This window comes from Actinoallomurus liliacearum (assembly GCF_039542035.1).
GTDB lineage: Bacteria > Actinomycetota > Actinomycetes > Streptosporangiales > Streptosporangiaceae > Actinoallomurus > Actinoallomurus liliacearum.
The window spans coordinates 72,404-94,346 of sequence record NZ_BAABHJ010000002.1 but is presented as its reverse complement, the minus strand read 5'-3'; the positions used below and the strand labels follow the sequence as shown (position 1 = coordinate 94,346).

20 protein-coding genes and 1 pseudogene are annotated in these 21,943 nt (G+C 71.1%); 7 read left to right on the top strand and 14 right to left on the bottom strand.

The window, feature by feature from the left end; all coding sequences use genetic code 11:
- Positions 1-14: 14 nt before the first annotated feature.
- The 3 genes from ABD978_RS02890 to ABD978_RS02880 form a co-directional block, all read right to left on the bottom strand.
- Entirely contained in the window at positions 15-182 is a 168-nt protein-coding gene (locus tag ABD978_RS02890) for a hypothetical protein (RefSeq protein WP_345347776.1), read from the bottom strand.
- Positions 179-1,645 (bottom strand): LVIVD repeat-containing protein, encoded by a 1,467-nt coding sequence (locus tag ABD978_RS02885; RefSeq protein ID WP_345347773.1) that lies wholly within the window; start codon positions 1,643-1,645, stop codon positions 179-181. Before ABD978_RS02885 ends, ABD978_RS02890 begins: the two co-directional genes overlap by 4 nt.
- A gap of 962 nt (positions 1,646-2,607) precedes the next feature.
- The gene (locus ABD978_RS02880; RefSeq protein WP_345347770.1) at positions 2,608-3,369 is read right to left on the bottom strand and encodes an SDR family oxidoreductase; all 762 of its coding nucleotides are present in this window, start codon (positions 3,367-3,369) and stop codon (positions 2,608-2,610) included.
- 101 nt (positions 3,370-3,470) lie between these two features.
- Here ABD978_RS02880 and ABD978_RS02875 point away from each other — a divergent pair, with 101 nt between their 5' ends.
- A complete protein-coding gene (locus ABD978_RS02875; RefSeq protein ID WP_345347767.1) occupies positions 3,471-4,334 on the top strand; it encodes a helix-turn-helix transcriptional regulator in 864 nt (287 codons plus the stop codon).
- A 748-nt stretch (positions 4,335-5,082) separates the two neighbouring features.
- Here ABD978_RS02875 and ABD978_RS02870 read toward each other — a convergent pair.
- On the bottom strand, positions 5,083-6,657 hold the full coding sequence (locus ABD978_RS02870; RefSeq protein WP_345347764.1) for an immunity 49 family protein: 1,575 nt from the start codon (positions 6,655-6,657) through the stop codon (positions 5,083-5,085).
- 126 nt (positions 6,658-6,783) lie between these two features.
- Entirely contained in the window at positions 6,784-7,719 is a 936-nt protein-coding gene (locus ABD978_RS02865; RefSeq protein WP_345347761.1) for a quinone oxidoreductase family protein, read from the bottom strand.
- 192 nt (positions 7,720-7,911) lie between these two features.
- Here ABD978_RS02865 and ABD978_RS02860 point away from each other — a divergent pair, with 192 nt between their 5' ends.
- Positions 7,912-8,547, top strand: a complete 636-nt coding sequence (locus ABD978_RS02860) for a TetR/AcrR family transcriptional regulator C-terminal domain-containing protein (RefSeq protein WP_345347757.1) — start codon at positions 7,912-7,914, stop codon at positions 8,545-8,547.
- Between the two features lie 32 nt (positions 8,548-8,579).
- On the opposite strand, the gene ABD978_RS02855 is transcribed toward ABD978_RS02860, so the two are convergent.
- A complete protein-coding gene (locus tag ABD978_RS02855) occupies positions 8,580-9,998 on the bottom strand; it encodes an MFS transporter (protein ID WP_345347754.1) in 1,419 nt (472 codons plus the stop codon).
- A gap of 307 nt (positions 9,999-10,305) precedes the next feature.
- On the opposite strand from ABD978_RS02855, the gene ABD978_RS02850 reads away from it, so the two are divergent.
- Both ABD978_RS02850 and ABD978_RS02845 read left to right on the top strand, forming a co-directional pair.
- On the top strand, positions 10,306-10,920 hold the full coding sequence (locus tag ABD978_RS02850) for a TetR/AcrR family transcriptional regulator (protein ID WP_345347751.1): 615 nt from the start codon (positions 10,306-10,308) through the stop codon (positions 10,918-10,920).
- Positions 10,921-11,119: 199 nt separating this feature from the next.
- Positions 11,120-12,133: a tyrosine-type recombinase/integrase gene (locus tag ABD978_RS02845; protein ID WP_345347748.1), complete on the top strand. Its 1,014-nt coding sequence runs from the start codon at positions 11,120-11,122 to the stop codon at positions 12,131-12,133.
- Positions 12,134-12,336: 203 nt separating this feature from the next.
- Here ABD978_RS02845 and ABD978_RS02840 read toward each other — a convergent pair whose 3' ends face one another.
- The 3 genes and pseudogenes from ABD978_RS02840 to ABD978_RS02835 form a co-directional block, all read right to left on the bottom strand.
- A complete protein-coding gene (locus ABD978_RS02840) occupies positions 12,337-12,741 on the bottom strand; it encodes an SDR family NAD(P)-dependent oxidoreductase (RefSeq protein WP_345347745.1) in 405 nt (134 codons plus the stop codon).
- A 16-nt stretch (positions 12,742-12,757) separates the two neighbouring features.
- Positions 12,758-12,904, bottom strand: a pseudogene (locus tag ABD978_RS43715) (SDR family NAD(P)-dependent oxidoreductase); the annotation flags it as partial.
- Between the two features lie 114 nt (positions 12,905-13,018).
- Positions 13,019-13,864: an SDR family oxidoreductase gene (locus tag ABD978_RS02835; protein WP_345347741.1), complete on the bottom strand. Its 846-nt coding sequence runs from the start codon at positions 13,862-13,864 to the stop codon at positions 13,019-13,021.
- A gap of 138 nt (positions 13,865-14,002) precedes the next feature.
- Here ABD978_RS02835 and ABD978_RS43710 point away from each other — a divergent pair, with 138 nt between their 5' ends.
- Positions 14,003-14,467, top strand: coding sequence for a helix-turn-helix domain-containing protein (locus ABD978_RS43710; RefSeq protein WP_425550663.1), 465 nt, complete (start codon positions 14,003-14,005; stop codon positions 14,465-14,467).
- A 179-nt stretch (positions 14,468-14,646) separates the two neighbouring features.
- Here ABD978_RS43710 and ABD978_RS02825 read toward each other — a convergent pair whose 3' ends face one another.
- A complete protein-coding gene (locus ABD978_RS02825; RefSeq protein WP_345347737.1) occupies positions 14,647-15,849 on the bottom strand; it encodes an MFS transporter in 1,203 nt (400 codons plus the stop codon).
- Positions 15,850-15,950: 101 nt separating this feature from the next.
- Between ABD978_RS02825 and ABD978_RS02820 the strand changes: the two genes are divergently transcribed.
- Entirely contained in the window at positions 15,951-16,544 is a 594-nt protein-coding gene (locus ABD978_RS02820; protein WP_345347734.1) for a TetR/AcrR family transcriptional regulator, read from the top strand.
- 40 nt (positions 16,545-16,584) lie between these two features.
- Here ABD978_RS02820 and pdxR read toward each other — a convergent pair whose 3' ends face one another.
- Positions 16,585-18,021, bottom strand: coding sequence for a MocR-like pyridoxine biosynthesis transcription factor PdxR (gene pdxR / locus ABD978_RS02815; RefSeq protein WP_345347731.1), 1,437 nt, complete (start codon positions 18,019-18,021; stop codon positions 16,585-16,587).
- Between the two features lie 123 nt (positions 18,022-18,144).
- Here pdxR and ABD978_RS02810 point away from each other — a divergent pair, with 123 nt between their 5' ends.
- A complete protein-coding gene (locus ABD978_RS02810) occupies positions 18,145-19,404 on the top strand; it encodes an MFS transporter (protein WP_345347728.1) in 1,260 nt (419 codons plus the stop codon).
- A gap of 112 nt (positions 19,405-19,516) precedes the next feature.
- On the opposite strand, the gene ABD978_RS02805 is transcribed toward ABD978_RS02810, so the two are convergent.
- From ABD978_RS02805 to ABD978_RS02795, 3 genes are read right to left on the bottom strand one after another with little or no spacing between them, the layout of a single operon-like run.
- Entirely contained in the window at positions 19,517-20,752 is a 1,236-nt protein-coding gene (locus ABD978_RS02805) for an RNA polymerase sigma factor (protein ID WP_345347725.1), read from the bottom strand.
- Complete coding sequence (locus tag ABD978_RS02800; RefSeq protein WP_345347722.1) at positions 20,749-21,129, bottom strand: YciI family protein; 381 nt, start codon at positions 21,127-21,129, stop codon at positions 20,749-20,751. The genes ABD978_RS02805 and ABD978_RS02800 overlap by 4 nt, the downstream gene beginning before the upstream one ends.
- A complete protein-coding gene (locus ABD978_RS02795) occupies positions 21,126-21,749 on the bottom strand; it encodes a dihydrofolate reductase family protein (protein WP_345347719.1) in 624 nt (207 codons plus the stop codon). The genes ABD978_RS02800 and ABD978_RS02795 overlap by 4 nt, the downstream gene beginning before the upstream one ends.
- Between the last annotated feature and the right edge of the window lie 194 nt (positions 21,750-21,943).

The window sequence follows — 21,943 nt, the reverse complement described above, 5'->3', positions numbered from 1 at the left end:
AGGTCAAGTGGTAATCAATCTGTGCGCGGCTCGCCGGCCAGGACGGACGCGTCGCCCCGTACGACGGCGACGACGAGGTCGTACCGCCCGGAAGCACGCGCCGGGACGCCGGTCCTGAACCGCGTCCGGCCGGTCGGGCCCGCCGGCGCGAGGCGCCGGCGGGCGATGATCGGTGATGTCACTTGTCGCAGGAGTTCCAGCAGATCTTCTTGTCGGGCTTGCCGGCCAGCTTGCCGTCGAACCGCAGGACGTCGACGCCGCGGCTGTAGTCGGCGACGTAGACGTAGCCGTTGTGCCAGTAGGCGGCCGAGGCCGACCCGGCGGTCACGTTCGCGGTGCCGGACGGGATGCGGAAGTAGCCGACCTGCTTCGGGTGCTTCGGGTCGGAGACGTCGATGAACCGTGTGCCCTGGGCGTACCAGCCCTGGGCGATGATGTTGCCGTTCACCGTGAACCAGTGCGCGGAGCAGCTGGCGGCCGAGGTGTCCGAGCCCTGCTGGCCCCACGCCGTCCAGCTGCTGACCAGGTTGAGGCGGAACGGCTTCTCCGGCGTGGAGTTCCAGCTCTCGCCGTTGTAGCTGCCCTTGGTCGAGGCGATCATCAGCGCACCGGCGTCGGAGCAGGTACGGATGTCCTCTTCGGTGATGTAGAGCAGCTCGCCCTTGTCGTACTTACCGAGCTTCTCAGTGTTGTGGTACGAGTTGTGGTCGAAGTAGGACACCGGCGCGGGGTCCACGACGGTGCCACCCGCGTACGGCACGGGGTCGTACGCCGTCGCGGTGCGCTTGACCTTCTTGACCGGGTCGTAGTGCCGGCCCGTCGTCCAGTAGCCGCGCACGCCACCGGCCCCGGACGTCCACACGACGCCGTTCTTGTCCACGTCCACGCTGTGGACGTAGTCGGTGGTCTGATCGAACCGGTTCAGGTCGAGCGCCTGCGCAAGGGTCTTCGGATGGTTGATGTCACGGATGTCGGTGACCCAGACCGGCACGCCGTGCCAGCTCGGGTCGTTACCCTTGGTGCCGGTGTTGTACGGTCCGACCGACCACAGGTAGTCACAGTCGTTGATACAAGTGGCGGTGTGACCGGCGGGAACGGATTGGAACGTGACAATCCTGGGCTGCCAGGGGTTCTTCACATCGATGATGTAGAAGCCGGACTGGCCGGTGGTGAGAGTGCCGCCGAAGCCGCGCGGGTCGCGGCTCAAGAAGACCAGCTTGCGCTTCTGGTCGACGGTCATGTTCTCGCCTTCCCAGAACCGGTCCTGGGTGTCGCCGGGACGGCGCAGATCGGCGGCCGTGAGCTTCCCGACGAGGGCCGGGTGCTTACGGTCCTTCAGTGACCAGATCGCCAGGCCACCGGTGCCGTTGGCGAACATGAAGTCGTAGCCGTAGTTCTTGTAGCTGATGAAGTTCAGCCCCGAGTAGCCGCTGACACCCTTGACGTTGTCGATGAAGGTGACGTTGCCCGAGACCGCGTTGGTGGGCACGTTGTGGGTGTCATCGAGGGTGGGGCCCCCACGGGAGGGGCCGCCGGAGGCGGGGCCTGCCGGTGCGGCGGCGAACGCCGACACCGAACTCGGCAGCTGCAGCGCCACCGCCGCGGCGAATGCGACCACACCAGCCGCGAACGATTTGATCTTCAATGCGTTACTCCTGAACGCTCACTGAGACGAGCGGGCCGCCGGACGTCGCGGGTTCGACCAAGCCGGGTTGACGCCTCCCCTTGCGGATCGAGCCAGGACCGCGAGAGAGAACCGATGACTCGGGGGTGTGACAGGCCTGGGAGGTGGTCTGTCTCGCGGGACCGCCGTCCTCCTTTCCGTCGGCCGGGCAGGGCGATAACCGACGCAGTGTCAGGCAATGAGAGGATAATGATCATTCCTGCCCGTGTCACCACCGGATATCGGTCAGACCGGCACACTCACCGACACAACGGACGCCGAACATCGGACGTGTCCGCCGGCGCGGAGTGGCCCCCCAGCTGATCACCGCCATCGGCGCGGACGGCCGGGCCGGGGGAGAGGCGGACCCGCAGCCGCTTAACCACTCGGCGGCCTTCTCACCCTGACGGCCCCCGCCGCCGCACATGCGGCCGACGGGAAACTGATCATCGGCCACAAGACGTACAAGAACCCCAGCGGCTGCTACGGCAGCGACAGGGGACCGCTGCGGGTCAGCAACAAGACCGACCAACCCGCCCTCATCTTCAATAAGCCCAACTGCAAGGGCTGGCCCGCCTGGATTCTCCGTCCCGGCCAGAGCGTCGTCTGGGAGTCCGGGCTCAGCGTCTCGATCAAGTAACCCACCGGCCAGGCCAAGGCCGCCGCGCATGGCGGGACGCCATGCGATCCGTCATCCGCGGCGACATCCTCGGCGCAGGACGGCCGGTGTCCGAAGGTGGCTTCACCTTCATCATCGGGAGGCCTCGACCTTTACCCGGCCACCGACGCGCCCCCCTCTGCCGGGCCCGCAGAACTCATGCTTGGACGTCCAACGCGTCAAGCGAGCAGGGCGATGACCCGGCAGCACCTCGGACGCATCAGCGATCCATCGAAGATCACTGACACGAGGATGGTGCACCAGTGAGCACGCTGCCCGCCTGGAGTCAGGCGGGCTGGCCGATCGGACGGATCGTCACCGTGTTGAGGTCGACGCCTGCCGGCTGGTCGAGCGCGAAGCCGATCGCCTCGGCCACCGAATCCGGGCTCATCGCGATGGGGGGAGCCTGGCCGTGCCAGAACGCGGTGTCGATCATGCCTGGGTTCACGACCGTGACTCCGACGCCGCGGGTCGTGGCGTGCATGCGGAGGTTCTCGGCGAAGCCGACCACTGCCCACTTCGTGGCGGAGTAGAGATTGCCCGGGCTGTTCTTGATTCCGGCCACGCTGCCGATGAGCACCAGCCGGCCGCGGGACTGCTCGAGGTGGGGCAGGGTCGCCTTGGCCAGCAGAGCCGGGCCGAGCACGTTGGCGAGTACCATCGGTGCCCACAGCTCCGGATCGCCGCCGTCGATGACGCCGGCACCGCCCGTCCGGAAGTGATCCGCGGACGCGCCGCCTGCGTTCGCGATTGCCGCGTCGAGCGACCCGAAGCGCTCCACCGTACTGGTGACCGCCGTGTTCGTGGAGTCCCAGTCGGAGGCATCTGCTACCAGGCCCAGGACGCGGTCCGCGTGGCCGACTTCGTCGAGGAAGGCCTTGAGCCGACCAGGGCCGCGCCCGGTGACGGCGACCCGGTGGCCACGCACGAGCAGGAGCCGAGCGGTCGCGGCGCCGATCCCGCTCGTGCCACCGGTGATCAGGACCGTCTTTCCGGCGACCGGCGATGCGCCGGAGTCAGTGAGTGTGTCAGTGAGTGAGGTGTTCATGGCGTCCACTCTGTGGCGCGGCGCGGGCCCGCAACAGTTGCTTCCAAAGGTGGGGACGACGTCCCCTGGCGCCAACGGCGCCGCCCAGGGAGGCTGTGCATATGTCGAACACGAGGTACTCCGAACTCGGTGGCTTCCTGCGTTCGCGACGCGCGCGGATCCGCCCCGAGGAGGTCGGGCTCGCGCCCGGCCCGCGGCGCCGCGTCCCCGGTCTGCGTCGCGACGAGGTCGCCGTTCTGGCCGGCGCCTCGGTGGAGTACTACACCGAGCTCGAGCGCGGTGCCGGCTCGCAGCCCTCCGACCAGATGCTCGCCGCGCTCGCCCGCGCCCTGCGCCTCAGTCGCGACGAACGCGACCATCTGTACCGGTTGGCGAACCGCCCGATCCCGCACCAGGGCGGGACGGCGTCACACGTCCACCCCGCGATGCTCGACCTGCTGACACGAATCGACGAGACCCCGGCGATGGTGAGCACCGACCTGCACACCGTTCTGGTCCAGAACCCGCTCGCCATCGCGATGCTCGGCGACCTGTCCGCGCACCACGGCCGCGCGGCGAGCTTCATCTACCGATGGTTCACCGACCCGGCCTCACGGCAGATCTACCCGCAGGAGGACCTCGCCCCGCAGTCACGCTCGTTCGTTGCCGACCTGCGCGCGGCAGTCGGGCGACGCAGCCCAGGCGACGCCGAGGCGACCAAGCTGGTGGACGAGCTGCTGCGGCAGTCGCCGGAGTTCCAGGCGCTTTGGGCCGACCAGGACGTGGAGGTGCGCAGAGACGAGCGCAAGCGGATCGTCCACCCCACCGTTGGCATGCTCGACCTCAACTGCCTCAGCCTCTTCAGCGAGGACAGCCGCCAGCGGTTGCTCTGGTTCACCCCACGCGCCGGGACCGACACCGCCGAGAAGCTCGCGCTGCTGACCGTCGTGGGCACACAGGCGATGCAAACCGAACCGGTCCGATGAACCGATCGAGGAGGTATCGCTCGAGCGATAGACGCGACCGGCCGATCGTCAAAGCTCTCGGCGGCGTCGGGAGACCCGCCGTCTCGCCACTCAAAGTGGCGGCACACCGTGCCATCCGCCATCTCCACTGGCATCCGCCAGTTTGCCTGTCACAGGACAGCCGGGGGATCACACGGGTGCGATTCCAGACCCTCTACTTGACATAATGTCCCTTATCGAGCATCAGTCAGAGGGTAGGAGAGCGGGCCGCGGCAGCCGCTGATCGCCGCCGCGAGTCCGGCTGCTCGAGCGAATACGCCATCGCCGGGTGGTGCGATGCGAGGCGTGCCGCCATGAAGTCTCCGGGACGTCGAGCAGGCGCCGCAGGACGACCGGACGGACGGCGGGCGCCTACCGACGATCTTGGAACGCTCGGGCCGGAGCGTCGAGATCGACCCGGCCTGCGTGCGGCCCGTGACGATGAGAAGGCCTCCGATATCCGCACCCTCGAGCGACCCGGCCCAGGCCGCGGCCGCGCCGCCGGTGGCGCGCACACCAACCGCCGCGTCGCCAGGCCGCCGCCCGCCTCGCCGCGTCGCCCGCCCCCGGATCGGTCGAGTCACACCACTCCGTCCCATACCGGACAGAATCCAGCTTCTGTCCGGTATGGGTGTTTCATCACCTTTGAACCACCTCAAGACCTGGTGTCCCGTCTCACCGAATCTGCTTGGCGGCAAGCCGGCGGTTACGGCTTCGCGGTGGCCGGTCTTCAGTGTGGGCTGAGCCCTTCGATCACCGCGCGCGGCAGGTAGCCGGACTCGGCCCGCACCGGGATGCCCCGGTCGTGGGCGAGGCAGGCCAGTCCGAGCGCGTCGAAGGAGAGCTGCCCGTCCGGGTCGTCGATGCGGTCGCCCGCACTGTAGTAGTCGCGGTACAGGCCGAGCGCGTCGGCGAGGACGGCGTTGAAGCCGTCGGCGTCGTCCTCGGCGATGCGTTCCAGTAGCCGGGCACGGGGGTTGCGCAGGCACTCCCAATGCTCGTCGCCGGAGGTCTTGGCCAGCGCGTTCCGCAGGTGCGGACGCGGGTCCTGTCCGCGCAGGACGGCGTGGCACGCGTGCGCGTAGGAGTTGGTGTCCGGAATCGTGGAGTGAAGGTCGCCGGCGTCGAACGCGGCCAGGATCGCGAGATCCGCCTGCCGGCGAGACGTCCATGCCAGCGCGGCGGCCCGCGCGTAAATCCAGTCGGAGGCGTCGCGGTTCGGTCCGGACGCGGGTAGTTCCGCGGTGCGTCCACCCAGCGTGACGGCGATCGCCGTGCCGCGCGGGATCGAGGCCAGCCGGAACGCCGACGCGAACGACTCGCTCGCCAGGACCAGCCCGTCGGTGTACGCAGCGTTCTCGGCGCGCGGGTCCAGCACGGAGCGGAACGACAGCGCCATCATCATGTGCTCCCCGGGATCGGCCATCGCCGAGAACCGGTACTGGATGAGCACTTCCGGGGCAAACGCGAACTCCACATTCCGTTCGGAACGTTTGCCGGCGTTCTCCAGCCAGCGGGCGGCGCGGTCGGCGTCGAAGCCGGGGCGGGCGATCGGTCCGTCCGCGTTCGGCTTCTTGGGCCCCGCGCGTGTGAACAGCCGCTCGGGAAGGTAGCCGGACTCGACCTCGATCGGCAGTTCGGTCTCGTGCGCGAGCGTGGCCATGGCCAGCGGCCCCCAGGCGATCAGGTCGCGCGGGTACCTCCCGGCCCGCTGGCGGTGCTGCTCCAGTGCCGCGGCCAAGGTGGCGTTGAACGTGACGGCGTCGCCTTCGGCGATCGCGCGCAGCATCCGGCCCTCGGGAGAGTCCGGGTACGTCTCGGCGGGCTGTTTCGCCCAGAAGGCGCGAAGGCCTTGAAGGTCGTCGTCCTCGGGCAGGGACTGGACCAGCGGGTAGAGGTCGAGCAGGACGTCGTCCTTCCCGATGGCGAGCGACACCTGGTAGGCCCAGAGCCAGTCGTGCGCGCTCAGGCTCTCGTCCCGCTCCTGCAGGAAGCCGAACCCGACGCCCAGGTAGTCGACGAAGGCGCGGACCTCACCGCCGGCCGGGACGGTCTGGGCGCGTGCGTAGTCCCGGTACAGCGACGCGGCCGAGGTCAGCGCGAGCCAGGTCTCGCGGGTCTCGACGCGAGGGTCGATCGCGACGGTGCGCGCCGCCGCGTAGTCCAGCAGCATGTCGGCGAGCATCTCGATGCCGAACGGGCCGCCGTTCTCGGCGAGCTTGGTGTCCCGGCCCAGCCGCTCGGGGACGGCCGCCAGAGCGGATGCGAGGGACTCTTCGGAAATGCTGTGACGGTCAACGCGCATGGGGCGGGATCGTAGCGCCCGTCAGCAGTCCCGGCAGACAACCGTACGGCGGCCGGACATCCCGCGGGTCCGGTGAGATGAGTGGTCCGTCTCACCGGACCCGCGTGATGCGGTCCGAGCGGCGTGTCATCGGGGCAGGAGGACGATCTTGCCGCGGTTGGCGCGGGCCTCGATGAGGCGGTGGGCGTCGGCGGCGCGGTCCAGTGGCGAGGCCTCATGGACGGCCGGGCGCAGCCGCCCGTCCCGGTACAGCTGCCACAGTTCTTGCTGGTGGCGCTCGTAGGTGTCGTGCCGCCGGGCGGCCAGGTGCGCCATGGCGAACCCGATGACGGACAGACCGCGCATGCGCAGCTCGTTGGTGTCGATCGTCCCGCCGGCCGCGTTGAACGTGACCAGACGTCCCAGCGGTGCCAGGGATCGCAGTGCGGCGTCCTGGACCTGGCCGCCGACGCCGTCGAGGACCACGTCCACCGGTTCACCCCAGTCGTCCTGGTCGTAGGTGACGACGTGGTGGGCTCCCTGCTCGCGGGCGAACCCGGCCTTGGGGGTGTCACCGACCGCGGCCGTCACCCGTTCTGCGCCCAGTGCCACGGCCAGTTGTACCGCCAGGTGCCCGACGCCGCCGGCGGCGGAGGTGACCAGCACGCTGTCGCCCTTGCCGAATCCGCCGGCGCGCAGGGCGCCCAGCGCGACCTGGCCGCTGCGCGTCAGCGCGAGCGCCGCCAGGTCGTCGACCTCGTCGGGCACGGTCGTCATCATGGTGGCCGGGACCGCGACGGTCTCGGCGTACGCGCCGCTGAAGGCGAGTCCGGCCACCCGCTCCCCCACCTGCCGGCCGGTCACTCCCCGGCCGATCCGTGTCACCCGTCCGACGATGTCGCCGCCGGGGATGTGCGGGAGCGGCACGCCGGGTCGTCCGCGGGTGAGGCGGACGACCGGCAGTGTGACGCCGATGGCGTCGACGTCGATGAGGATCTCCCCCTCTGCGGGTTCGGGTGCGGGGACCTCGTCGACCTGCAGTACCTCTGGGCCGCCGTGCTCGTGGAAACGGACCGTGCGCATGTCTGACCTCCTTCGTTGGTCGTTGTGTCGGCGTGCGCCGGGCGGTGCCCGGCGCGGGACTGCGTCACGGCGTGTTCCTGATCAGCATCCGGCCTCCTCCCCTTCAGGACTTCAACATTGTTGAAGTTAAACGGTGTTGAAGTCTGCGGGATACTGGCGGGGTTCGTCAACGGATTAACGGGAGGGACACGGATGCGGCTGACCCGTGACCAGGTGGTCGCCGGCGGTCTGGACCTGCTCGACGAGGTCGGCCTGGACAAGCTGACGATGCGCCGGCTCGCTGCGGCGCTGGGTGTGCAGAACGGCGCGACGTACTGGCATTTCTCCAGCAAGCAGGCGCTGCTGGAGGCGATGGCCGACCGCATGCTCGAGGACGTGACCATCACCGTGGACCCGGGCCTGTCCTGGGACGCGCGGGTCGCCGAGACCGCGCACCGCCTGCGGCGTGCGCTGCTGGCGCGCCGGGACGGCGCGCGGCTGTTCGCCGGGGTGTTCTTCCCGTTGCCCAACGCCCTGGCCTACGGCGAGACCATGACCGCCACGCTGCGGGAGGCGGGGCTGGCGCTCCGGGACGCCGTCTGGGCCGTGGACGCTCTGACCTACTACGTCGTCGGTCATGCGACCGAGGAACAGCTGGCGGAGGCGCTGCCCGACGGCGGCCGGTCGGCCGTCGCGCGGCTGAGGTCGGCGCTCGACCCCGACCGTCATCCGGTCATGCATGCCGCGGCGGGCGACGTGGCGGCCCCGCATCCGCAGGAGCACTTCCGCTATGGGCTGGACCTGCTTCTCACCGGGATCCGCGCCCGGTTGGACGGGCCCGTGCCCTGACCGGCGGGTGGTGGATCACCTCGATTGGGGTGTCAGGCGTCCTGGGGGACGGTGTCGTCGACGGGGGTGGCCGCCTGGTCGCCGGCGGCCCGCCGGGTACGGGCGATGCCCCAGCCGACGAGGAGCGCTGCGACGACGGTGAGGGCGAGGCCTGCGAGCGTGACGGCCTGGTGGAACTCGCCGGTCTGCTGCGGGCTCCAGCTCGAGGTGGCGATGTCGCCGGTGAACAGGGCGGCGAGGATCGTGCCGGTGACGGCGATGCCGACGCCGGAGGTGACCTCGGTGGCGGTGTCGACGAGCGCGGTGCCGATCGTGGTCCGGTTCCCAGGCAGGCCGCGGACCACGTTGAGCCCGGCGACGACGCCGACCACGCGCATCCCGGCGGCCACGAGGACGAGCGCGATCGCGACCCACAGATACCCGAAACGGCTCAGCAGGCCGTAGACGGCGAGGCCGGACACGACCGCCGCGGCGCTGATCCATGCGGCCCGGTCCAGGCCGACGCGCTGCACGAACGGGTTGACGAAGGCGCTGCCCGCGATGAGGACGGCGACCTGCGGCAGCATGCCGATGGCGGCCAGTGCGGGCGTCCAGCCCCAGTCGAGTTGCAGTTGCAGCGTCACCATGTAACCGAGTCCGGCGGTCGCCAGCCCGGCGGCGGCCTTGTAGGCCAGGCCGCTGGAGACCAGAGGGAGGGCGAGGAGCTTCAGGTCGAGCAGCGGATGGCGGGCCAGGCGCTCGCGCAGGACGAAGCAGACGGCCGTCACGGCGGCCGCGGCGGTGACCGCCCAGGGCGCCCAGGAACCGGTGCCCTCGTCCACGAACAGCGTCGGTGCGAGGAGCGCGAGCACGATCGTCGCCGTGCCCAGCAGCATTCCGGGGACGTCGAGGGGGTCGCGGTGGAGACCGGCCGGGTCGTCGGCGGCGATGCCGGACCGCACGCCGAGGAACGCGAGCGCGGCGATCGGCACGTTCACCAGCAGCAGGACCTGCCAGGGCGCGATCGCCAGCACCAGGCCGCCCGCCGTCGGGCCGATCGCGAGCCCGATCAGGCCCACCGTCGAGATGAGGGTCAGTGCGCGGACGCGCAGGCCGTCCTCGTCGAACAGCCGGAACGCCAGCGCCATCGAGCCCGGGGTGGTCATCGCCGCGGCGGCCCCCATCGCCGCCCGGACGGCGATCAGCTGCCCGGCGGTGGTGACGAAGGCGGTCGCCAGGCTCGCCGCGCCGAGCAGGACCAGCCCGATCAGCATGATCCGCCGTCGGCCGGACCGGTCGGCGATCGCGCCGAACGCCAGCATCAGCCCGCCGAACACGACCGCATAGGCGCCCGTCACCCATTGCAGCGCTGTCGTGGAGGCGTGCAGCTCGCGTCCGATCACGGGCAGCGCGACGTTGAGGATCGAGTTGTCCAGCATCTCGAACAGGAACACCGCTGCCAGCCCCGCCAATGCGACCCACGCCTCCCGCAGTGAACGGGAGGAACGACCAGGCCGGCCCGCAGCCGTCTCATCCTGGAGGGCCCCTTTCATGTCGTGATCCCGGCGGGGACCCTGATCGGCACGGGCGTCGGCGGGGCCGGGCACGGGACGATCCGGCCGCTCACGCGGGCCGGTCGCCTTCGCCCCGCACGGGACGCGGCCGGGGTGGCGCGCGGCCCGCTGGGACCTGTTCCGGCGAGAATGACGGTTATCTGTGTGAAGGACACACCACTAGGTTATGTGACTAAATTTAGTGGCACAAGATAGTGAGGTCGGGATGCCCAGGACCGGAGCGCGAGGCGGACCGCGGACGCGCGCGAAGATCTCGGAGGTCGCGACCCGGCTCTTCCTCGAACGCGGATTCGACACCGTCACGGTCACGGAGGTCGCGCGGGAGGCCGGGGTCTCGGCCGTGACGGTCTTCAAGCATTTCCCGCGCAAGGAGGACCTCCTGCTGGACCGCGAGGTCGACGCCGTCGGGCTCCTGCGCTCGGCGGTACGCGACCGCGCTCCGGACGCCGGGGCACTCCAGTCGCTGCACGACATGACGTTCCGGCTCCTCGAGGAGCGGCATTCCCTGTCCGGCCTCAAGGACGGGTCCATCCCCTTCTTCCGGACCGTCGCGGCCTCGCCCGCCCTGGTCGCGCGCGCCAGGGAGATCGCCTCCGACCTCCAGCAGACGCTCGCAGGCGAGCTCGAAGACGACCCGTCCTTCGACGGCGACGCCTCGCTGCTCGCCGCCTTCTTCATCGCCGGTTACACCACCGTGCTGGTGGAGACCGCCCGGCGCCTGATCGCCGAAGAACCGGCTGACACCGTCGCCGAGGACCACCGCGCCCGCCTGGAACGCCTGTTCGACTCCCTCACCAGCGGAGTCGTGCCCCAGCCGTGAGGCTCTCCGCCGCACCGCGCGCAACCGCAGCCCTGCTGGACGCCGCGCGCCGGATCACCGCCGGGAATGCGCCCGCGCTCCGGCGGTGATCGCTCTCAGCGAGAGCGGCTGTCCGCCGTCCGTCCGGTGAGGCGGTCTTCTGTCGTAGGGGCTCGGTAAGGTCCGGCGGGTGCGTCCTGCCGATGTTCAACGGATCACCGTGGAAGAAGCCGCGGATCGTTACGCGGAGATGGTGCGGGCCAAGACCGTCACCGGTGCGCTGGCGGCGAGCACCGCGGAGATCTACACGCGTGACGTCCACACGTTCGCGGTCCTCGCCGGCGGGGAGCGGGTGCTGGACGATCTGACCGGTGAGGACGTCGACGAGGTGCTGCTGAGGTTCGCCCGCAAGCCGGACGGGCGCCGGAAGGCGCCCGTGACCGCCGGCGGGTCCGCTCCGCTGCAGAGCGCGCACTCCCAGGCGCGGTTCCGCCGGTCGGTGTCGGCGTTCTTCCGGCATGCCGCCGTGGCCGGGTGGGTGCAGCTGAACCCGATGCGGGCGGTGACGGTGACGTCGCGGCAGCGGGGCGGTCTGCGTCCGGAGCGGCGCGCGCTGACCCGGGAGCAGGCGGAGGGGCTGCTGGGCACGGCGCGGGTCCTGGCGTCGGCGGGGCCGGAGGAGGGTAAGCGGGCCGATCAGCGCACCGAGCTGCGTGATGCTCTGATCGTGTTGCTGCTGGCGACGGTCGGGCCGCGAGTGTCGGAGCTGACGCGCGCGGACGTGGACCACTTCTTCACCAATGACGGCGTGCGTTACTGGCGGATCTTCGGTAAGGGGGGCCGTACCCGTGACGTGCCGCTCCCCCACGGTGTCGCGCAGGTGCTGGACGCCTACCTGGCGCAGCGGCGCGCCCGGATAGTGGAGACTCCGGCGTTGCTGCTGTCGTGGCGGGGGCGCCGGCTGGCGCGCGGGGACGTGCAGGGGGTGATCGACCGGGTGCTGGCACGGGTCGATCCGGATCGGCGGCGTTCGGTGACGCCGCATGGGCTGCGGCATACGACCGCGACGCATCTGCTGGCCGCGGCGACGGACATGGACGCCGTACGGCGGGTGCTGGGGCATTCGGACCTGTCGACGCTGGGCCGGTACCGCGATGAGCTGCCCGGGGAGCTGGAGGCGGCGATGCGCGCCCATCCCCTGCTCGGCGACCGGGAGGCCGGCGGCCCGCGGTAGACACGTGGCCGTCGCGGGCGGCGCCCTCGAGGCGTGGGTGTGACTTAGATCGTTTGATGTCGTGATTCTGTGCTCGATATTTGTCGTGGTCCGGGTTGGTGAGACCGCTGTCCCGAACCTTCCGACAGCGGTCGGATCCCCGCCGAGCTCGTTCTGCGGATATACGACGCCGATCTGCGTCTTCCCCCTCCGGATTCGTTCGGTCAGGCCTGGTCGGTGGGCATGATCCACAGTTCGCTGACCGAGGCGTGGCGGGGGCGGGTGACCATGTAGGCGACGCCGTCGGCGATGTCCTCGGGGACCAGGACGTGGGTCTGCTCGTAGAACGGGTCGATCATCTGGCCGCGGATCTCGGGTGTGTTGTGCGAGCCGAGTTCGGTCTCGACGCCGCCGGGTTCCAGGACGCCGACGCGTACGTACCGCTGGGTGACTTCCTGGCGCAGGGATTCGGTGAATCCGTTCACGCCGAACTTGGTGAGGTTGTAGACGCCGTAGCCGTTCCAGGCGACGCGTCCGGCGATCGAGCTGATGTTGACGATGTCGGCGACCCGAGGGCGGCGGGTCGCCGCGGTCGGTGATGTCGGCCTCCACGACGAGCGCGGTGCCACCCGCCTTGCCGATCTCGGCGGCGAGGTCGTCGAGACGGTCCTTGCGGCGGGCCACGAGGGCGACAGCCGCGCCCTGCTCGGCCAGACGTCGGGCCGTTGCGGCGCCGATCCCACTGCTCGCTCCGGTGACCAGGGCGACGGTGCCGGACAAGGTCGAACCCATGATGATGTCCTCTTTCTCTTTCTCGGGGCGGGCGGCACTCGGTTGCCGCCCGCCAAAAGGGGGGTGTCTCAGCCGGTCACGATGGATCACGATGGCCTGTCCTCGACGTGAGGTTCAGGAGGCGTCGTCGTAGGCGAGCGAGGAGGACAGTTCGCGGTGGGCATCGGCCTGGGCGAGCATGGCGTTGGCCTTCTGCTCGAAGGCGCCAACCGCGTCGGCCCCCGCCGCCCAGCGCGCCGGCGGCTCCTGGGAACCGGCGAGTTGGACCAGTGCGTTCGCGAGTTTGGCGGGGTCGCCGCCCTGCTGGCCGTTCATGCCGTTCCAGGCGGTGACGGTCTGCTTGGTGCGCTCGGCGTAGTCATCGAGCGACAGGGCGGCGTAGCTGGTGGATTCCGGGGTGAGGAGTTCGGTGCGAAAGAAGCCGGGTTCGACGAGCATCGTGCGGATGCCGAACGGCGCGATCTCGGGGGTGAGTGACTCGATCCACCCCTCGACGGCGAACTTGGACGCTGCGTAGGCCGACACGAACTCCTGCCCGGTGAAGCCGGCGGTCGAGGAGAGCGTCACTACCAGCCCGGAGCGCTGGGCGCGCATGACGGGCAGCACGGCGCGGGTGACGTTGACCGGGCCGAACAGGTTGGTCTCGATCTGCGCCCGGAAGTCCTCGGGGCTGATCTCCTCGAAGAACCCGGCGTAGAAGTTCCCGGCGTTGTTGACCAGCACGTCGATCCGGCCGAACCGGCCGACAGCCGCCTTGACGGCGGCCTGGACACTGGCGGGGTCGGTCACGTCGAGCGCGACGACCAGCAGGTCGTCGTGAGCGCCGACGGCAGCGGCGACCTTGTCCGGGGTACGGCCGGTGGCGACGACCGCGTGCCCGGCGGCCAGGGCCGCCTTGGCGATGTCCACACCCATGCCGCGCCCGGCACCGGTGATCAGCCAGATCTTCTTGTCGGTCATTTCTTCACTCCTTGATTCGTGGATTCGCCATCCAGGCAACCCGGTGCCGGCCGGGCGGAGAAGTCACTGCTGGAAGGTGTACCGGCGGCCCACCCCATGGCCGCGCCATCCTCGCGGCCGTCCGCCTACCGTGGAGTTGTGGACAACCGCGAAGAGGTCAAGACGTTCCTCAGCACCCGCCGAGCCAAGATCACGCCCGGCGACGCCGGACTTCCGGTCTCCGGCCGCCGAAGGGTGCCCGGGCTGCGCCGCAACGAGGTCGCCGACCTCGCCGGGGTCAGCGTGGAGTACTACGCCCAACTCGAGCGAGGCAACCTGGCCGGCGTCTCCGAAAGCGTCCTGGACGCCCTCTCCCGCGCCCTACGACTCGACGACGCCGAACGGGCCCATCTGGCCGACCTCGCCCGCGCCGCCGGACCCGCCCCCCGCACCCGCCGCTCCCGGCAACCCACCCAACAGCAGGTCCGCTCCGCCGACCCCGGCCTGTCCTTGATCGCCTTCACCGCCCAAGCGGGCTCACCCGACGACCACGCCCTCAAACTCCTCGCCAGCTGGGCCGTCACCCACACCCCAGCCGACGCCCTCACCCCCGACTGGGGTTGAGGAACCGGCAGACAGCCGTTGGATCTTGGTTGGGGCGTGGAGGGTCGGTTGGAGCTGTTCCGTTAGGGGATCCCCCACCGGAACGGTGCCGATGGCCGTAGCCAGGGCAACGACAAATATCGGGCACAGAATCACGACATCAAGCGATCCAAGTCACAGCGTGGGGCCGGGGATCTCGGTCATCGCAGGTTCTCGTTGGTGCGTGCGCTCCGGACCGCCAGTGCGGCCGCCAGGGCGCAGGCGCCGCCGAGCCACAGGACGGCCTGGAGGGTGAGCGAGTCGACGATGACGCCGCCGGCGAGCGCGCCCAGGCCGATCGACAGGTTGAACACCGCCACCCACAGGGAGGAGGCCGCTTCCACGGCGTGCGGCGCGGCCTTGATCATCCAGGTTTGCAGGCCGACCGACACGCCGCCGTAGGCCAGGCCCCAGGCGATCAGCAGTGCGGCGCCGCCGACCGGTGTGCGGCCCAGCAGCAGGTAGAGCGGCATCGCGGCGGCCAGGGCCACGGTGATGACCAGCACGGTCCGGTGCGGATTGCGCGCCAGCGCGGCGCCGGCGACGAAGTTGCCGGCCATGCCCGCGAGGCCGAAGGCGAACAGCAGGGGGCCGACGAGTCGTTCATCGATGCCCGACAGTTTCTGCAGTGCCGGGCTGACGAAGGTGTAGGCCGAGAAGTGGCCGGTCACGATGAGGAATGTCGCGAGGATGCCGACGCGTACGCCGGGATTGCGGAACTGTTCGGCCAGGAGCCGCGGGCGGACGGGCTGGGAGGCGGCCAGCGGCGGCAGTACGGCCAGCAGAGCGAGCAGCGCGACGAGTGCCAGGGCGCTCAGCGCCGCGAAGGCGATCCGCCAGCCGGAGAACCCGCCGAGCAGCGTGCCGATGGGGACGCCGAACACGTTGGCGGCTCCGACGCCGCCGAAGATGATCGCGGTGGCCCGTGGCACGTTCGCGGTGGTCACGAGCCGGACGGCGAGGCTGCTGGCGACGGCCCAGAAGCCTCCGATCGCCACGCCGACCAGCACCCGGGAGGACACGAGGACGGCGAAGCTCGGTGCCAGGGCCGAGGCCGCGTTGGCGAGCGTCATCAGCCCCATCAGGGCGAGCAGCAGGAGCCGCCGGTTCATTCCGCCGACGAGCACCGGGACCAACGGTGCCGCGATCGCGGCGACCAGACTGGGGACCGTCACCATCAGCCCGGCCGTCCCTTCGGAGACCGACAGGGCCGATCCCACGTCGGTCAGCAGCCCGATCGGCAGTTGCTCGGCCGTGACCAGCAGGAATGTTCCCAGGGCCACTGCGGTGACCGCCGACCAGCGATTCCCGTGCGGGGCCTGCCGGCCGGTCGCCTGGGCGGTGGCCTGTCCTGTGGACGTCACCGGTACCTCCTCCACTCATTCGGGAACGATCGCTCCCATACCTCGGAATGGGGACCCTAATATGGGAACGATCGCTCCACAAGCCGGGTAGGGTGATGGCCATGGCACGTCCCCGGCAGTTCGACGAGCAGGACGCGGTCATCAGGGCGACCGACCTGTTCTGGCGTCGCGGCTACAACGCCACCTCGGTGCGCGACCTCGGCGCCGAACTCCAGCTCACTCCCAGCAGCCTGTACCGGACGTTCACCGACAAGCACACGCTGTTCCTGCGCGCGCTCGACCACTACCGGGCCACCGACTCCGCGCAGGCCGAGCAGCGGCTGGACGCCGCCGGCCGCCCGGTCCGCCGGGTACTGCGGGACTGGATGCTGTGGCTGGTCTCCTGCGCGTCCGACGGCGAGTCCGGCCGAGGCTGCTTCGTGGTCAACACGGCGACCGAACTCGGCACCACCGACGCCCAGGTCCGTCAGCGGACCGAGGCCGCCTTCGAGGTCACCCGCCAGGCACTGCGATCCCTGCTGCGCGAGGGCCGGAACAATGGCGAACTGCCCACCGACCTCGACATCGACGCCGCCGTGGAACTGCTGTTCACCACGGTGCTCGGACTGCGGGTACGGGAACGCGCCGGCCACGACCCCGAACGCCTGGCCACCGCGATCGACGCCGCGATCCAGGCCCTGGGATCCACGCGGTGAACCGGCCGCCCGGAGTAACCCGCTACACCGCACCCACGGCTCAGGCCGCCAGGACCGCCTCGAGACCCCGGCGCAGCAGACGCAGGCCCTCGGGGATGCGTTCGGCCGGGATCATGCCGTACCCCAGCACCAGGCCCGCCTGAGGCCGATCGGCGCAGTAGGCGGCCAGGGTCTCGACGGTGACGCCGAGGCGGCGGGCCGCGACCTGTACGGCGCGCGGGTCGGCGGGCACGTCCGGGGCGAGGCGGGCGCACAGGTGCAGGCCGGCCGTCGAGGGCACCGGGGTGAGCAGGCCGGCGAAGCCCTCCCCCAGTGCCGTGGTCAGGCGCTCGTGACGGGCGGCGTAGACGCGGGTGGCCTTGCGGACGTGACGCGACAGCTCCCCGGAGTCGATGAGGCGGGCCAGGGCGGCCTGGGCGGCCGGGTCGCCGTGCCAGTCGGTGAGCTGCCGGGCCGCGCGCAGCGCCGTTCGCAGCGCGGCCGGGGCCACCAGGAACCCGGCGCGCAGCACCGGGGACAGCGTCTTGGAGAACGTCCCGACGTAGACGACCCGCCCGGTGCGGTCGAGGCTCTGCAGAGGCTGCAGGGGCCGGGCGGAGAACCGGAACTCGCTGTCGTAGTCGTCCTCGACGATCACCGAGCCGTGACGGTCGGCCCAGGCGAGCAGCGCGGTGCGGCGGGCCGCCGACATCGGGACGCCCAGCGGGAACTGGTGGGAGGGCGTCACGTACACGACGCGGGCGCTGTCCGGGAGCGCGGTGACGTCCAGGCCCTCCGCGTCGACGGGCACGCCGATGACGCGGGCGCCCAGGGCACTGAACAGGCGCCGCGCCGGCGGGTAGCCGGGCTCCTCCACGGCGACATGGTCGCCGGGGGCGATGAGGACGCGGGCGAGCAGGTCGAGGGCCTGCTGGGCGCCCTGGGTGATGAGCACGTCCTCGGCGTCGGCGCGCACGGACCGGGACACCCCGACGTACCGGGCGATGGCGGCGCGCAGCGCGGGGTGCCCGGCGGGATCGCCGTACCCGGCGACGCGCAGCGCCGAGGAGCGCAGTTCCGCGGTGAGCAGGCGCCGCCAGGCGGCCAGCGGGAACAGGGCGCTGTCGGGCATGCCGACGCCGAAGTCGTACGGGGCCGGCGGGCCGGTGGGGTGCGGCACCGGGGCCAGGGCGTCCCAGGGCGGGCGGGGACGCACGGTGCCGCCGGTGGGCGCGGCGCGGCGCCGTAGGCGGGCGCGCTGGGCGTCACCGACGTAGGTGCCCGCTCCGACGCGGGCGACCAGGAATCCCTCGGCGGTCAGGCGCTCGTAGGCGACGCAGACGGTATTGCGGGAGACCTCGAGGCCGCGGGCGAGTTCACGGCTGGGCGGCAGGCGCTCACCGGGGCGGAGCCGGCCGTCGAGGATCGCCTCCAGGAGCTGGCGGTAGATGCGGGCGGCCAGGTCACCGGGGCCGTCCAGGGCGATGTGCAGGTCCACGTCCCTATATTGGCCTGTTCGATCGTACGGTCATTGGCTCTTCCAGCGGCCAATCGGCTGCGGTTCGCTGGCCGAGGGTCACCGGGTGGCGTGTCCGCCCGGTGGGATGAGGAGCGGCCGGAGATGTTCCGTATCGTGGCGGGTTCCGGGCCGGCGCGGACGCTGGCCCTGGCACAGCTGGCCGGTTCGGTGGGCGATGGGGCGTTCTACGCCTGCTCGGTGCTGTTCTTCACGCGCGTGATGGGGCTGTCGCCCACGCGGGTGGGGTTCACGCTGACGCTGGGGTGGGCGGTCGGCATGCTCGCCGGGGTTCCGCTGGGGCGGCTGGCCGACCGGTGGGGACCACGCCGTACGGCGGTGGCGCTGGCGGGCGCGACGGCGGGGACGCTGGCCGCGTTCCTGGTGGTGCGGTCGTTCCCGCTGTTCGCGGTGACCTTCGCCGCGTACGCGTGCGGTCAGGCGGGGCTGACGTCGGCGCGGCAGGCGCTGCTGGCGGGCCTGGTGCCGGCCGGTGAGCGCACCGGCGTACGGGCGGGGGTGCAGTCGGCGTCGAACGCGGGCCTGGCCGTCGGCGCCGGGCTGGGCGCGCTGGCGCTGTGCTTCGGGACGCGGCCGGCGTATCTGGCGATGTTCGGGATGGACGCGGTCGCGTTCGGAGCGGCCGCGCTGATCCTCGCGCGGCTGCCGGAGGCGCCGGCCGCGCCGCAGGCGAACGGCCCGCGGCCCGCCGTGCTGCGGGACCGGCCGTACGCGCTGGTCACGTTCCTGAACGCGGTGATGTACCTGAACATGCCGCTGCTGAGCCTGGGCCTGCCGCTGTGGGTGGTGCGGCGTACCGGCGCGCCGGCGCCGGTCGCGGCGGTGCTGCTGGTGGTCAACATGCTCAGCGTGGTGGTGTTCCAGGTGCGGGTGGCCCGGCCGGTGACCGGGCCGGCGGCCGCGGCACGGGCGACGCGGCGCGCCGGGACGCTGCTGGCGGCGGCGTGCGCCGTGTACGCGCTGTCGGGGGCTCGCGCGGGAGTCGTGGCGACGGTCGCGGTGCTGGTCGTGGCCGCCCTGTTGCAGGTGTTCGGTGAGATGCTGCAGGGCGCGGGCGGCTGGGAGCTGAGCTTCGCGCTCGCGCCGGAGGGCGGGCACGGGCAGTACCAGGGGTTCTACGGGATGGCGCCGCAGTTCGCGCGGATGGTGGGCCCGCTGGTCCTGACGACGCTGCTGCTGGGCTGGGGCGGGCCGGGCTGGCTAGTGCTCGGGGGCGCGTTCCTGGCGGCGGGGCTGGCGATGGGCCCGGTCACGCGGTACGCCGCGGGGACCCGTACGGCACCGCGGGCCGGTGCGGGTGCGGCACGGCCGGTGGACACTCCGATCTGCGCGGGCGACCGGTGATCGCAGGTGGGGGGCGCGCCGCGGCCCACCGGGGACCGCGCGGCACCATCGGCAGGGCCCCCCGGGGGCCGGCCGCCGCTGCGCGCGGGGTTTCGACCGGGATCTGTGGGCGCTACCGCAGTTGGTCGCGGCGGCGGGTCAGGTAGGCGGTCTCGGCGGTGTTGCCGGCCAGTTCGATGGCTTTGTCGTAGGCCGCGCGCGACTCATGACCGCGGCCCAGCCGGCGCAGCAGGTCGGCGCGGGTGGCGTGGTAGGCGTGATAACCGGCCAATCTGTGCTCAAGACGGTCGACGGCCGCAAGTGCCGCCTGCGGGCCGTCGAGTTCGGCGACCGCGATGGCCCGGTTGAGGACGACGATCGGCGATGGGTCGAGGCGGACGAGCTGGTCGTAGAGGGCGAGGACCTGCGACCAGTCGGTGTCGCGCACGTCGCGGGCGGAGGTGTGCACGGCGTTGATCGCGGCGAGGATCTGGTAGCGGCCCGGGGCCACCCCGGCGGCGGCAGCGGCGAGGCGTTCGCGCACCAGCCGGTGGCCCTCGGCGATCAGCGCCGCGTCCCAGGCCCCACGGTCCTGCTCGACGAGCGTGACCAGTTCGCCGCCGGCCGAGACCCGGGCGGTGCGGCGGGCCTCGGTGAGCAGCATCAGCGCCAGCAGCCCGGCCACCTCGCCCTCGTCCGGCAGGAGCGCGCGGATCAGACGGGTGAGCCGGATCGCCTCGGCGGTCAGGTCGTGACGCAGAGGATCGGTGTCGGGGCCGGTCGCCAGGTAGCCCTCGTTGAACACCAGGTACAGGACGGCGAGTACGCCGGAGACGCGCGCCGGCAGATCCTCGGCGGACGGCACCCGGTAGGGGATGCGAGCCGCCTTGATCTTGGCCTTCGCGCGGGTGATCCGCCGCTCCATGGCGGTCTCCTGCACGAGGAAGGCGCGGGCGATCTCGGGCACGGTCAGACCGCCGACCATGCGCAGCGTCAGCGCTACGCGGGTCTGCGTCGCCAGCGCCGGGTGACAGCAGGTGAAGATCAGCCGGAGCCGGTCGTCGTCGATGGCGCCGACGGGCTCGGGCGGGTCGGCGTCGTAGACCATCTGCGCCTCCTTGTGCTTGTCGTCGCGCTTGTTCTCGCGGCGGAGCCGGTCGATGGCCTTGCGGCCCGCGGTGGTGGTCAGCCAGGCGCCGGGGTTGGGGGGCACGCCGTCGGCCGGCCACCGCGCGACGGCGGTCGCGAACGCCTCGGCGGCCGCCTCCTCGGCGATGTCGAGGTCACCGAAGCGCCTGGTCAGGGTGGCGACCACCCGGGCCCACTCCTCGTGGTGGGCCCGGGTGACCGCCTCCTCGACGTCGCTCACTGGAACGGCCGCACCTCGATCTTCCGATCACAGATCTTCGACGCCTCGGTGGCGAGCTTGAGCGCCACATCCAGATCGGGGGCCTCCCACACCCAGACGCCGGCGAGGTACTCCTTCGACTCCACGAAAGGCCCGTCGCTGAACACCGCCTGCTCGCCCCGGTTGTCGATGACCGTGGCCGTGTCGGTGTCCGCGAGTCCGCCCGCGAAGACCCAATACCCTTCGGCGATAAGTCGTTCGTTGAACGCGCTGATGGCAGGCTGCCTGTCCGTGCTGCCGGGATTGCTCTTGTCATCGATCACGGAAACCAGGTACTGCATCTGAAGCTCATCTCCTGTGGTGTCAAGACGGCGTGGTCCGGTGGTCGGGGACGTCACGGCGTTGGCGCATACTGCGGGCGCCCGGCCGGCCGGTAGACCTGGATCGTCACGCCCTTGGTGTCGACTCGCGACTCGACCAGGTCGAGCGCGAGATCCGGGCCCGCGTCGGGGAACAGCCGCGCGCCCTGGCCGACGACCACCGGGACGGTGATCAGAGTCATCTCGTCGACCAGATCGTTCTCCAGCAGCCACCGGGTCAGGATGCCACTGCCGTGCACCTGCAGCTCACCGCCCGGCTCGGCCTTCAGTTCTCGGACGCGGGTCGCGACGTCTCCGGACAGGACGGTCGTGTCCGGCCACGCCGGATCGGTGAGCGTGGTCGACGCCACGTACTTGGGCCGTGTGTTCAACGCTTCCACGACGGACTCCCAGCCAGGGGCGTCCTGGACCGTCATGGTCCCCCATGAGCCGGCGAACAGCTCGTAGGTCCGCCGGCCGAACAGGAACGCGTCGGCGCGCCGGTAGGTCTGGTTGATGAACGCGTGGGTCTCGTCGTCGCCCTTCCCCCGGGCCCATCCGCCGCGCTCGAATCCGTTCCTGCGGTCCTCATCCGACGCGCCGCCGTTTCCCTGCGTCACTCCATCGATGCTGACCTGAGTCACGGTCGTCAGCTTCATGATCGCGGTTCCTCTGCCTTGGCGCCGCCCCTCGTGGGCGTCCTCACCCCTGCTACGAACACCACCGCCCCGATCCGACACCGCCTCCCGGATTTCTTCGAAGAACTTTCCGGGACACCGGTCCTCAGCGATCCGGCAACACGGCAGCTCCGTACCTGTGGAAAACCCGGCTCCGGGCCGCCCGGCGAATGCCG